Raw genomic sequence first — 12,299 nt, 5'->3', positions numbered from 1 at the left:
TAGTAATAATGAGCACACACTTTACCATGAGTTTATTAACCCTGCTGAGGTAATTATTATCCCCTTGAACAACTGATTTTCATCCAGCCTACAAACTGTTATTCTTGAGCCACATGTATAATAGGGAATAATTATGACTATCAAACGTATTGACCCGGATAATCGTTGGTCTGAAGCTGTTATTCACAATAATGTAATTTACTACACCAGTGTGCCTGAAAACCTTGACGCTGATATTGTTGCTCAAACAGCAAACACGCTCGCGGCAATTGATGTCATGCTTGAACGTGTTGGTTCAGACAAAAGTAAAATTCTTGATGCCACCATTTTTCTTGCTGATAAAGCCGATTTTGCTGGTATGAACCAAGCATGGGATGCTTGGGTTGTTGCTGGAAGTGCGCCTGTCCGCTGTACTGTCCAAGCATTGTTGATGAAGCCAGAATATAAAGTTGAAATTAAGATTGTTGCAGCAATTGATTGATTAGACAGGTTTTGCTTTGCATAAAAATGGGCGCCAATTATTAGCGCCCATCCATGCTCTAAATAGTTTGTGATGTCGCTAGGCGTCAAGTGAGTTAATCCCTTGGGGCATACAAAAGTATGTGACTAGGGTTAACGAATGCAGCCAACAACGCGACAACGCAAAATATGATGAGCATTATGACATCTTAATAAGTACCATCCCCAGCAACAGCAACACAATTCCCCCCCAGCCTTTATAATTTAGCCGTTGATTGAAAAGAATCCAACCTGCTGCTACTGTCGCGATAATACCGAATGCTCCCCATAATGCATAAGCAATTGAAAGTTCGATTCCTTTTACAGCTTGCGCTAATGCACTAAAGGCTCCGAGTACCGCAATTAGGGAGAGAATACCTATCCAATATCGTTTAAATCCATTCGACATTTTTAACAAAATGTTAGCTGCGATTTCTAATATTACGGCTAGGATCAAAAACGCAGCATGCCACCATTCAAAATGACTCGCCATATTACGCCTCCGACTTAGCTTCGCGTCCAACTAAAGCATTTGTTTTGGCAGCATTGACCGCGTTTTGTGTAACTTGTTTTACTTTCTGTGCAGATTGACGAACGGTGGCTTTTTTGGTGCCTGATTTAATCAACCCAATACCGGTGATCAGTAATACTAATCCACCTATTTTCATCGGTGATAGTGATTCTCCAAACCACATGACACTAAATGTTGTGATAAAAAGAATGCCAATACCTTCCCAGAGTGCATAGGCGACACCTAATGCCACTTTTTTAACTGCAATGGCAAGCAAAATGTATGATGTTGCTATCATGACATACATCACCACCATACCGGTGAAATCACCACTAACGCTGGCATGTTTCATTGATAATGTACCGATAACCTCGGCAACGATAGCTAATACTAAAAATATCCAGTAAATCATTATAATATCTCTCTATGTACAGCCACGTAATAGCCTGTTTTTTGTACAGAACAAATAGACAAATTACTATTGCGCGATTGTTGAAAATTCAAATAAATAACAAGGTGTTGCTGAGTTTATTCAGCGAAATGAATAATCGAGAGAGACGCTATAATGCACCACACCAGTAGTGTTCACTGGAAAGGATAGCTGAAAGGAAAAGCCTGTGTGTCGTTCTTTTTTGGGACTTGCTGATCTTGCCGCTAGTTGAGCTAAGCATGATATCTTATTCTTTTCATCAGGTAGACATCTACCCAATTTACTCCGAACCCTCATGTTGATAGTTAATTTCAGCTTATTTTTAGCATGCCAACTTTATTAAGTCAATGAATATAAACATTTTTTGCATTGAATAAAATATGAATAACTATTCATTTATATGCTAATCAACCCTTGAACTATCAACAATTATACGAATAAACAAGCGGCAACGATAAATTTTTCATTGGAATTATTTTATAAAAAAATCTCTTTATTCCACTTTTTATACTCTCATCACACCTAAAATATACTATTCGATTTTTAACATTGACAACCTGATTGAACAAGCTTCTTATAGTAGCCATATGATTGTAATATGCCGAAGAGAGTGCCATGAATACCTTTAGCCTTACCTCCAATAGTTTCCAAAATGCCGCAGATGCAACACCATTACCTTATGATGTCGTATCAATTCAGTCGCAAGTTATTTATGGCAGCGTTGGGAATAGCATTGCCGTTCCAGCGTTGACAAAACAAGGTTTACGAGTAGCTGCAGTCCCTACCGTAGTACTGAGTAATACTCCTCATTATACCACTTGCTATGGTGGGGAGTTACCTGGAGAGTGGTTTCGTGGTTATTTAAACGGTTTTGTTGAACGTGGTAGTTTAGATTCTGTAAGAGCTATTTTGACTGGTTATCTAGGCTCCCCAGAAAAAGCTCAAGACTTAGCTGACTGGTTAACCCTCGTCCGCAAAGAACGAGCCGCACTGCCGGTTATTGTTGACCCAGTCATGGGGGATGAGGACAGTGGTTTTTATATTCCCCCTGAAATTGCCGAGGTCTACCGTGATAAAGTCATACCTTTAGCAACAGGAATTATTCCAAACAAATTCGAGCTCATGACCTTAAGTGGCAAACAAGTTAATAATTTGGATGATGCAACAACTGCAGCCCGCAGCTTATTGAAAGGAAATACACAGTGGGTAATCATCACAAGTGCTTTCCAGCCTGATGATGATAATATCGAAGTGGTCTGTGTTACCAAAGATGACGTGGCCGTGATCCGCCACAAACGTTACCCTGTCACGCCAAAAGGAACGGGGGATTTATTTGGTGCAGAACTCACCGCACAATTATTAGCTGGGCTGTCCGTTCCTGATGCCGCTAAAATGGCGTGTTTACGCATCGAACAAGCGATTATTCACATGGCTGCTACAGGACGTAGTGAATTGATTCTTTAAACCACGATATAACACGATATAACAAGCATAGAGAAATGGCGGGATTATCCCGCCATTTTAGTCAATACACCGTCTAATATTTCAAGTATTGATAATTTTATTCGAACTCATTCCACGAACGACCATCACGAGCAATCATCGCTACAGATGCAATCGGCCCCCAAGTCCCTGCCTGGTATGGTTTAGGCGCTTCATTGTCCATTGCCCATGCATCTATAATAGAATCAACAAATTTCCATGCTTCTTCTACTTCATCACGGCGAACAAACAGTGCTTGAATGCCGCGCATTGCTTCAAGCAATAAACGTTCATAGGCGTCAGCAAGGTGAGTTTGGTTGAAAGTTTCGGAGAAACTTAAATCCAATTTAGTGGTTTGTAAACGGTGTTTATGATCAAGGCCTGGTGCCTTATTCATAATTTCAATATCAATCCCTTCGTCTGGCTGCAAACGAATAGTTAATTTATTCTGAGGTAGATCTTGATAACTTTCCGAGAAAATATTTAACGCGGGCTTTTTAAAATAAACCACAACTTCTGAACATTTAGCCGGTAGGCGTTTCCCTGTACGTAAATAGAAAGGCACGCCCGCCCAACGCCAGTCATCAATATCAACACGCAAAGCAACGAATGACTCAGTCATACTTTGCTTATTCGCCCCCTCTTCCTCTAGATATCCAGGGACTTTTTTGCCCTGAACAAAACCAGAGGTATATTGCCCACGTACTGCCTTTTCACGCACATTAGTATGGTCAATGCGACGTAAAGAACGTAAGACTTTCACTTTTTCATCACGAATACGGTCAGTAGTTAAATCTGCCGGTGGCGACATCGCAATCATCGTTAAGATTTGCAATAAGTGGTTTTGCACCATATCACGCATTTGGCCTGCTTGATCGAAATAACCCCAACGACCTTCGATTCCTACTTCTTCTGCAACTGTGATCTGGACATGATCGATAGTGCGGTTGTCCCAGTTATTGATAAATAACGAGTTTGCAAAACGCAGTGCGAGTAAATTTAAAACTGTTTCTTTACCAAGATAGTGGTCAATACGATAAACTTGGCTTTCATCAAAATACTTGGCCACTTCATTATTAATTTCTTGTGATGACGCTAAATCCGTTCCCAGTGGTTTTTCCATGACAACACGATTTGGCTTTTTATTTAATTTAGCATGACCCAGTCCTTGGCACATTGCACCAAAGGTGCTCGGTGGCATGGCAAAGTAATGGATAGCCGGTTGTGCATCTTGTTTTAACATTTCAGCTAAACGCACAAAACTTTCAGTCTGGTTAACGTCTAAGTTACAAAAATCCAAGCGAGAGCTCAATTTTTCCCACAATGCTGAATCGAGATCTTCTTTTAAGAACTTATCTAACGCTTCTTTGACAAAGTGGACATAATCATCTTGACTCCATTCAGCTCGACCGACACCAATAATACGCGTGTCTGGATGAATGTAACCTGCTTTCTCTAACTGATAAAGCGATGGCAACAGCTTACGACGAGCGAGGTCTCCCTTGGTGCCAAAAATAATTAAGTCACAAGCTTGAGCAGCATTATGTACCGCCATATTGGTTCTCCTCAATTTGCGGAATGTAAGACCTAACTAGGATAGGCCTTATTGTAATTTTGTTAAAATTAGCCCTAATTCCGCTAATGTACCCTGTTGCTAGTGCCCAGTAAATCTTCATGATACCGATCACAGTTTTTATGATGAAAAAAACAACATATTCCCTGTTTGCTCTTATGTTACACACTGAATAATTTTTAGTGTATTAAAAAGATGCGATTTAACTGAATGGAGACAGCTTCCGTAAAAAAATAACAAAATATGTAGGATGTTTACTAATCTGAAAATTAGATACGGGTCAAAGTTTCACAAAAAGCTGCTAGTTATCACCTGCATTCAGATAGCTTACATATCTTACATAGTATATTTTCACTCTCTATTACAGCATCACGACAAGAAATTAAAAATCAACAATAGGATAACGTGATGACTCACAAATTTCTCCTTTCGATGAAATAGGCGCTTTTGCTATATGAATATTTTAGAACAAATGAAAACAAGTCTCGATTTTTTAAGTAAATCAGAAAAAAAGGTGGCTGAGGTTATTTTAGGTATGCCACAAAATGCCATTCATCTTAGTATCGCCACTCTAGCGCAATTAGCAGATGTTAGCGAACCAACAGTAAACCGCTTTTGTCGGAAAATGGGCACGAAAGGATTCCCTGATTTTAAATTACGATTAGCACAAAACTTAGCCAATGGAACCCCTTACATCAATCGCCATATAGAAGAAACTGACACAGTAAATACCTATACTCACAAAATTTTCGAATCGGCTATGGCCGGGTTAGATAATGTGAAACACACGCTCGATATTAGTGCAATTAACCGTGCAGTTGATTTATTAACCCAAGCACGAAAAATCAGTTTTTTTGGCTTTGGTGCCTCTGCTGCCGTCGCCCACGACGCAATGAATAAATTTTTCCGCTTTAATATTCCTGTCATATACTTCGATGATATTGTCATGCAGCGTATGAGCTGTATCAATAGTACTGAAGGAGACGTTATTGTGCTCATTTCCCATACGGGAAGAACAAAAGCATTAGTTGATATGGCTCGTTTAGCAAGGGAAAACGATGCCACCGTCATAGCAATTACCTCAGAAAACTCTCCGCTATCCCAAGCCGCTACCCTACCTATCATTATTGATGTGCCTGAAGATACAGATATCTACATGCCGATGGTATCAAGAATGGCTCAGCTCGCAGTCATTGACGTATTAACAACGGGTTTTACGTTAAGAAGAGGTGAAAAATTTAGAGATAACTTGAAGCGCGTCAAAGAAGCATTACGTGATTCGCGGTTTGATAGCATCTAAAGGCAATAAACTGACAGTATAAATGCTTTTCTTTGCTTTTCAGGCTTTAATAGTTTTACAGACCTGATAGCATTAAGAAATTGGCTGTATATAATAGCTGTGCTCGTGTCAGCATCCCTATTTGCAGTAAACAGGTTTCGAAATGGGGTGAAATGGTTTCACTCTTTTATCAACACCATTACAGGTCAACGGAGTAATACATGTCTAGACGGCTTAGAAGAACTAAAATTGTTACAACTCTTGGTCCAGCTACCGATCGCGATAATAATCTTGAAAAAATTATCAATGCTGGCGCCAACGTTGTTCGCCTTAACTTCTCCCACGGAACTCCAGAAGACCATCTATTGCGTGCTAATAAAGTACGTGAGATTGCCGCTCGTTTAGGACGTCACGTTGCTATCCTCGGTGATTTACAAGGCCCTAAAATTCGTGTTTCTACGTTTAAAGATGGTAAAGTTTTCCTAAATATTGGTGATAAATTCATTCTTGATGCCAATTTAGGTAAAGGTGAAGGTTGCCAAGAAAAAGTGGGTATCGACTATAAAGGCTTACCTGCCGATGTCGTTCCAGGCGATATTTTACTTCTTGATGATGGGCGTGTTCAATTAAAAGTCCGAGAAGTCCAAGGATTACAAGTCTTTACAGAAGTTACTGTTGGTGGCCAATTATCTAACAATAAAGGTATTAATAAACTCGGTGGCGGTCTTTCTGCTGAAGCATTAACAGACAAAGACAAAGAAGATATAAAAACCGCAGCCAAAATTAATGTCGACTATTTAGCCGTTTCATTCCCTCGCTCTGGTGAAGATTTAGATTATGCGCGCCGATTAGCTCGTGATGCGGGTTGTGAATGTCAAATTGTTGCTAAAGTCGAGCGTGCTGAAGCCGTTGCCAATGATGAAGTCATGGATGAGGTTATTCTCGCTTCTGATGTCGTCATGGTTGCTCGTGGTGACCTCGGTGTAGAAATTGGCGATCCTGAGTTAGTTGCTGTTCAGAAAAAATTAATCCGTCGTTCACGTCAATTAAATCGCGTGGTTATCACTGCAACACAAATGATGGAATCGATGATCACTAACCCAATGCCAACGCGGGCCGAAGTCATGGACGTCGCGAATGCGGTGTTGGATGGTACCGATGCCGTTATGCTTTCCGCTGAAACTGCCGCAGGCCAGTACCCTGCAGAAACGGTAGCTGCAATGGCACAAGTTTGCTTTGGTGCAGAAAAAATGCCTGGCCTGAATGTATCTAAACACCGTTTAGATGCAGAATTTAGCAGCCCAGAAGAAGCAATTGCTATGTCAACAATGTATGCAGCTAACCACCTTAAAGGGGTTAAAGCTATCATTGCAATGACTGAGTCTGGTCGTACTGCTCGTATGATGTCTCGTATCAGTTCTGGCTTGCCTATTTTTGCAATGTCTCGTCATGAAAAAACACTCAACCAGTGTTCTCTATACCGTGGTGTTACCCCTGTTTTCTGTAGCACCCACACAGATGGTATTGCGGCTGCTAATGAAGCAGTGACACGTTTACGTGATAACGGCTATTTAATGAGTGGTGACGTGGTTCTTGTCACTCAGGGTGACTTAATGGGCACCGTAGGTAGCACGAATACTTGTCGTATTCTAGAGGTCGAATAATCTTTTAGCCCTCGCCTATAGGTGGGGGCTGTCTTTTATATTAGTGCTCTATCTAACCTTGAGCTTGTTTCCATTTGGCATATGCTTCGCTAATTACAGGGGCAATTTTATCATAATTTTCCCATGAATTTTCTATATGGTAAGTTGTTGGTAAATGGCCTTTAAGGACACGTTCATAATCTTCAAAATAGCCCTTCTCTTCCGCTGCATAGTAAAACTGAGTAAAAGCATTACCTTCATCACTTAAATCTTCATCTATAAATTTTTCATCACACATTGTCATCAAAAATTCACGACCATCCAACTTTCGAGCTTTAACTAATGCGAGTTCTTCCCCTGATTCTTCAGTATGAAATTCTCCTACTAAATTATTATGAATAATCCATGTTAAATAAAAGCCAATATGGGTGCCTCCATTCTCATTTGGTAAGTCTGATGGATAATCACCACCGTAATGCCAATCCATACGATCAAATGCCATAGTCGTCCTCAACTTATTCATCAATAAAAGCTAACTATAACTTACTTCAGGTTAGTGATGAATTAAGATAAAGTGCAAAATGATGGCTAAATAATAAGTAATACAAAACAGTAAAACTCTGCAGTTCACTTCTGTTACGTGCAGAGCAAATAGAGCTTAGTGATATTGTAGATTAAATTGTAGCGTACCGTTTGCTTCCCCAGCAGTTGTTATAGATTGAGTTTGGATATAAGCAGCTTCCAACGGAATGTTATATTTGCCTACATTATTTTGTTCAACGATAGGCATTAACTGATTAAGCTTAATTGGTGCTCCGTTATATTTTACTTGGATTGCATAGCCCTTCGCTGTATTTTCATCAGTTAAATTATTGAGTGCAATTGCCCCCGGTGTTTGGCTTGTGTCTTGCGATCCAATAAACGTAATTTTTATCGGTGATATAGGGTCGCAGTCTAATTGAATTTGAAAGTTTCTTTTACTCACGGAGCTTGTTGAACCAACACCTGTAAACGACGATTTGCTGACTTTACCGAACGGCACATCTATTGACTTATTTTTAACTTCGCAACCACTCGAAATAATATTAATTGGCCCTATAGTCACTTTTGGTTCAATTCTTCCATATGAGTCTGAAGCAATAAAACTATTATTGAACAAAATTAACATCGCAGCATAAGTGGTTGGTAAAGTTTGGTTTTTAACATTATTACCAACTTTATAAAAATCTGCTCTTAACTTTACAGTATATCTTGCTGATGATGCATTAGAACCACAAATTAACCTATTACTAATATTTCCATCTTTCGTATTTACTCCATCAACATACGCAGAACCAGAGCAAGGGCTCATCACTGTTCCATGTAAAGCATAACCAACACCTGAACTATTAACTTCTCTCACATAGCCTACACCAGAAATGTACCTTGAATTCCCAGATACGTTTGGTAAATATATACCAACTTCTGTATTACCAGTTACATTCCACCACACCCAAGGGGAATGCGTACCTAAATCAACTGAACCAATAAAAGTACCTACCGGTAATGTGCGTGAGACATAAAGTGTTTTATTTGAATTAACAAGTTGGTTAGTAAATTCAGCCCTAAATTCTGCAACACCAAATTGTGAATATAAAAGTAACGGAATGCCGATTTTTAATCCTAAATTATTCATGACGACTCCTATTCACAAGTTCGTTCTATAAACTGAATTTTTTCATTTTCTAACGATAATGAAAGTGGAACTGTACATTGTTGATTATGACTATTACCCCATTTTACAATGACGATACTTTGCTCTGGAACACCACTTAAATACACTTCCCCATCATTTGCAACAATACCTCCAGTCACTTGCTCTTCATTTTCTATAACAGAAACTTGTGTGCCAAATGCAATTGGTTTGCCTGCATGCTGCAGTTTTAGTAATACTCTAGCGCCGCGTTTTGCTTGAAAATTAGCTAATACAATAGCTCCTTGAGTAGGAACGACAGTTGTTGTATTAATAGCAACATCATTATTACCACTTAATGTTGCAGTATCGACACTAATTTTATTTCGTTCATAGCGTGTAACCGTAGGAATTACAGCAAAGCCTGAAGAGTTAGTATAGAGCGACTGCGCATTATTCACTTTTAAATTATCAATATCTTCAGCTTTTACGAGCACTGCAGAATCATAAATAGTACGTGATGTCGTTAGCCCTCCAGAATGCAGTAATAATGCTCCTGTTGCACCTAGATAGACAGAATGATATTTAGGATCATAATTATAGCCTGCACTGTATTCCCCTGATGAAACTATATAGTTTGCACTAATGGAATTACTATATTCATCATGGCTATGGTGGTATCTTTGTGTGAGGTCATACTGCAAATTATTATCTTCTAATTGCGTACCATTAAAACTCAATGAGCTAATAGAGTCGCCTTTTTTACTGGTATTATAGCTATAATTGATCCAATTATTTCTCCACCCTAAATCAAAAGGAATACTTAAATTTAATGACAGCATTTGGTCATTGGTATTCGAATAATCTTGCTTTGTATAAGAATAAGCAACACTGTAATTCATCGAATTATAATTAGAACTAAAACTCATTGTTAGATTTTTATCTGAACCACTTTTATCCCAATAATATTGCTGGTAACCATTCACTGATAAATAACCTATTCCGTTAAGTGATTGGGATACTGATGCTTGAAACTGTTGTTTTTTCCGATCGATGTTATAAAAGTAATTATTCGAATCAGAGAAATCATAATAATTCTTTGTTGAATAGCGATATGATGCTAAAGAAAAAGAAGTGCCTGTATCTGGAATATATTTTGAATACTGAATTCGGTATGATTGCCCTTCTGCCTTCTTTTTATCAATCAATCGTGCCGATGCTTGTGTAATATCTGTCGATATCGCACCAATATTACCTAAGTTTACTCCAGTACCTATTGTGTAAGCTTGATAGCCTTGGGAAACTAAAAAACCTCCATAAGCGGATAAGTTATATGGTAACCCATAAATTGCTGATGCTTGCGCAAAATTTGGTTTACGCCGTGCACTATCAACATTATATTTACCAATATCTACACTATATTTTAATGCACCTGCCCTTTGCATCATTGGTACCGCTGAAAACGGCTGAATAAAAGATCGGATTGTTCCATTAGCTTCTTCAATGGAGACCTCAAGGTCACCACTGTATGAAGTTGGATATAAATCATTAATTGAAAACTCACCGGGGGGTACAGTTGTTTGATAAATCACATTACCATTTTGCCTAATAGTAACAATCGCATTTGATTGTGCAATTCCTGTGACTGTCGGTGCAAAACCTCTTTCACTTTGAGGCAACATACTTTCATCGGAAGCTAACCTTATCCCACGATAAGGGTTGCTTTCCATCACACCATTATCAGAGGATGTTTCACCAATCGTTAATCGACTTTTTAAACTTCTGATATCTCGCTCTATATAGGTTTGTAAGTTATTCCAATTTGTTTCATTGGTTGTATTACTATATGTGCTATAGCTACGCAAACGCCAAGCATTTATATTAATACCGCTTCTTAAACCTAAGAATGTATTATCTCTGTTATCTCTATTTTGGTACCAATGCTTATTAAATCTTGCAGTGTAATTAACAAATGCCACATTAATTCCATCGTCCCATTCTTTCGGTTCAACGTAACCTCGGCTAGTATTTTCTAAACCAATTTGAGGAATACTAACTTGTAGCTGTTGGATTTCGAATTTGTATTGATAATTAGCGCTAGGAATAATTTGAGCAATATCGTTCAAATATTCATCACTTTCAATTACTGAGAATTTTTCGCTTGCTGAGTTTTTTACCCCCCAATCTAGTAGCATTTTTTTTGTTATTTTAGGGAGTAGTTTTTTAGTTTTATCATCAAATAAAAATGTAATATTCTTATTGTCCACCCGTTGATCATTAATATAAATATCAACAAAATAGTCACCTGGTAATTGCCCACCTGTGGATGACAAGTAGCCCAAGCTATTCACATCGGCAACTTGACTTTCAATTCCAGTGTTGATGGCATTGATATCAAATATATCTTCAGCAATTGTATTATTGGCATACAATATCAAGCTGATCGTAGTAAAAACTTTAGAATACATAAGTCTATTTTTGGTATAGAGAATTGACATCTTAGATACTCTTACTTGGTTTTTTCTCTATGATAGCGCCATAATCATTAATAAACTGAACAACTATTGAATCACCATTATTTATTTTTTTCTTAAGAATGTAGTCATTTTTAAATGGGTATATTAAGCTAGCGCCATCAATAACCTTGTCATTGATAAGAATATTTTTGATTGATAAATGATATGGTGTTTGGTTATCAATCATAACTCCATCTGATTTTTCAACTAAATTAACCTTCTCAAAATCAAAAGGTTCAATATCTTTCGACCTTAAAAATAATTTAAATTGTGAGTTTATAATTATCTGTAGCTCATTTTCAATACTATTATTTTTCGGTGGTATTGATTTAATATTAAGCAAATAGATTTTTTCTTCATTTGAATTTATAGGTTCACCTATGTATGAAATTCTCGCTGAGCCATTTGTATCTGGTTCAATTCGGAATAATGGTGGCGTAGCAATAAATGGTGCTTTACCCTCACCATTAAATGGAGAAACCCAACTTTGGATTAAAAATGGTTTTTCTTTATCACTATTAAAAATCGGGATATCAATTTCACGTTTGTTTTCTTCATAGACAAAACGTGTTCCACCTACACTAATACCTGACGCTTGAGAGATGTTAGAAATAGAAAATAAACATATACAGATTGAAAAAAATATTTTTTTCATAAAACAGCCATGATATTGATGTGAGAAAGAGGGCAACCAT

At 38.0% G+C, this 12,299-nt stretch carries 11 protein-coding genes; 4 read left to right on the top strand and 7 right to left on the bottom strand.

Annotation, left to right across the window (positions count from 1 at the left end; genetic code table 11):
* Positions 1 to 133 precede the first annotated feature (133 nt).
* Complete coding sequence (locus PR683_RS03620; protein WP_004254978.1) at positions 134 to 481, top strand: RidA family protein; 348 nt, start codon at positions 134 to 136, stop codon at positions 479 to 481.
* A gap of 177 nt (positions 482 to 658) precedes the next feature.
* Here PR683_RS03620 and mdtI read toward each other — a convergent pair whose 3' ends face one another.
* Both mdtI and mdtJ read right to left on the bottom strand, forming a co-directional pair.
* Complete coding sequence (mdtI, locus tag PR683_RS03615; protein ID WP_004254980.1) at positions 659 to 991, bottom strand: multidrug/spermidine efflux SMR transporter subunit MdtI; 333 nt, start codon at positions 989 to 991, stop codon at positions 659 to 661.
* A 1-nt stretch (position 992) separates the two neighbouring features.
* Complete coding sequence (gene mdtJ, locus PR683_RS03610; RefSeq protein WP_004910709.1) at positions 993 to 1,421, bottom strand: multidrug/spermidine efflux SMR transporter subunit MdtJ; 429 nt, start codon at positions 1,419 to 1,421, stop codon at positions 993 to 995.
* Positions 1,422 to 2,054: 633 nt separating this feature from the next.
* On the opposite strand from mdtJ, the gene pdxK reads away from it, so the two are divergent.
* Entirely contained in the window at positions 2,055 to 2,903 is an 849-nt protein-coding gene (pdxK, locus tag PR683_RS03605; RefSeq protein ID WP_004910707.1) for a pyridoxine/pyridoxal/pyridoxamine kinase, read from the top strand.
* Between the two features lie 97 nt (positions 2,904 to 3,000).
* On the opposite strand, the gene zwf is transcribed toward pdxK, so the two are convergent.
* Positions 3,001 to 4,476 carry a glucose-6-phosphate dehydrogenase gene (zwf, locus tag PR683_RS03600; RefSeq protein WP_004910705.1) on the bottom strand — a complete coding sequence of 492 codons (1,476 nt, stop codon included), beginning with the start codon at positions 4,474 to 4,476 and terminating at the stop codon, positions 3,001 to 3,003.
* Between the two features lie 472 nt (positions 4,477 to 4,948).
* Between zwf and PR683_RS03595 the strand changes: the two genes are divergently transcribed.
* The gene (locus PR683_RS03595) at positions 4,949 to 5,794 is read left to right on the top strand and encodes a MurR/RpiR family transcriptional regulator (RefSeq protein ID WP_004910703.1); all 846 of its coding nucleotides are present in this window, start codon (positions 4,949 to 4,951) and stop codon (positions 5,792 to 5,794) included.
* Positions 5,795 to 5,994: 200 nt separating this feature from the next.
* Positions 5,995 to 7,437 (top strand): pyruvate kinase, encoded by a 1,443-nt coding sequence (gene pyk / locus PR683_RS03590; protein WP_109913282.1) that lies wholly within the window; start codon positions 5,995 to 5,997, stop codon positions 7,435 to 7,437.
* A gap of 52 nt (positions 7,438 to 7,489) precedes the next feature.
* On the opposite strand, the gene PR683_RS03585 is transcribed toward pyk, so the two are convergent.
* The 4 genes from PR683_RS03585 to PR683_RS03570 form a co-directional block, all read right to left on the bottom strand.
* A complete protein-coding gene (locus PR683_RS03585) occupies positions 7,490 to 7,918 on the bottom strand; it encodes a DUF7832 domain-containing protein (RefSeq protein ID WP_004910701.1) in 429 nt (142 codons plus the stop codon).
* Positions 7,919 to 8,074: 156 nt separating this feature from the next.
* Positions 8,075 to 9,091 carry a fimbrial protein gene (locus PR683_RS03580; protein ID WP_109913284.1) on the bottom strand — a complete coding sequence of 339 codons (1,017 nt, stop codon included), beginning with the start codon at positions 9,089 to 9,091 and terminating at the stop codon, positions 8,075 to 8,077.
* Positions 9,092 to 9,099: 8 nt separating this feature from the next.
* Positions 9,100 to 11,586, bottom strand: a complete 2,487-nt coding sequence (locus tag PR683_RS03575; RefSeq protein ID WP_109913285.1) for a fimbria/pilus outer membrane usher protein — start codon at positions 11,584 to 11,586, stop codon at positions 9,100 to 9,102.
* Between the two features lies 1 nt (position 11,587).
* Complete coding sequence (locus PR683_RS03570) at positions 11,588 to 12,259, bottom strand: fimbrial biogenesis chaperone (RefSeq protein WP_109913286.1); 672 nt, start codon at positions 12,257 to 12,259, stop codon at positions 11,588 to 11,590.
* Between the last annotated feature and the right edge of the window lie 40 nt (positions 12,260 to 12,299).

This window comes from Providencia sp. PROV269 (assembly GCF_028477785.1).
In the GTDB taxonomy this organism is placed as follows: Bacteria; Pseudomonadota; Gammaproteobacteria; order Enterobacterales; family Enterobacteriaceae; genus Providencia; species Providencia rettgeri.
This window is presented reverse-complemented; position numbering and strand designations above follow the sequence as displayed.

Excerpts from the sequence above, each read along its gene's own strand:
- PR683_RS03570 (WP_109913286.1), bottom strand. The coding sequence starts at position 12,259 with ATGAAAAAAATATTTTTTTCAATCTGTATATGTTTATTTTCTATTTCT.
- pyk (WP_109913282.1), top strand. The coding sequence starts at position 5,995 with ATGTCTAGACGGCTTAGAAGAACTAAAATTGTTACAACTCTTGGTCCA.
- mdtI (WP_004254980.1), bottom strand. The coding sequence starts at position 991 with ATGGCGAGTCATTTTGAATGGTGGCATGCTGCGTTTTTGATCCTAGCC.
- PR683_RS03580 (WP_109913284.1), bottom strand. The coding sequence starts at position 9,091 with ATGAATAATTTAGGATTAAAAATCGGCATTCCGTTACTTTTATATTCA.
- PR683_RS03575 (WP_109913285.1), bottom strand. The coding sequence starts at position 11,586 with ATGTCAATTCTCTATACCAAAAATAGACTTATGTATTCTAAAGTTTTT.
- PR683_RS03620 (WP_004254978.1), top strand. The coding sequence starts at position 134 with ATGACTATCAAACGTATTGACCCGGATAATCGTTGGTCTGAAGCTGTT.
- PR683_RS03585 (WP_004910701.1), bottom strand. The coding sequence starts at position 7,918 with ATGGCATTTGATCGTATGGATTGGCATTACGGTGGTGATTATCCATCA.
- zwf (WP_004910705.1), bottom strand. The coding sequence starts at position 4,476 with ATGGCGGTACATAATGCTGCTCAAGCTTGTGACTTAATTATTTTTGGC.
- mdtJ (WP_004910709.1), bottom strand. The coding sequence starts at position 1,421 with ATGATTTACTGGATATTTTTAGTATTAGCTATCGTTGCCGAGGTTATC.
- pdxK (WP_004910707.1), top strand. The coding sequence starts at position 2,055 with ATGAATACCTTTAGCCTTACCTCCAATAGTTTCCAAAATGCCGCAGAT.
- PR683_RS03595 (WP_004910703.1), top strand. The coding sequence starts at position 4,949 with ATGAATATTTTAGAACAAATGAAAACAAGTCTCGATTTTTTAAGTAAA.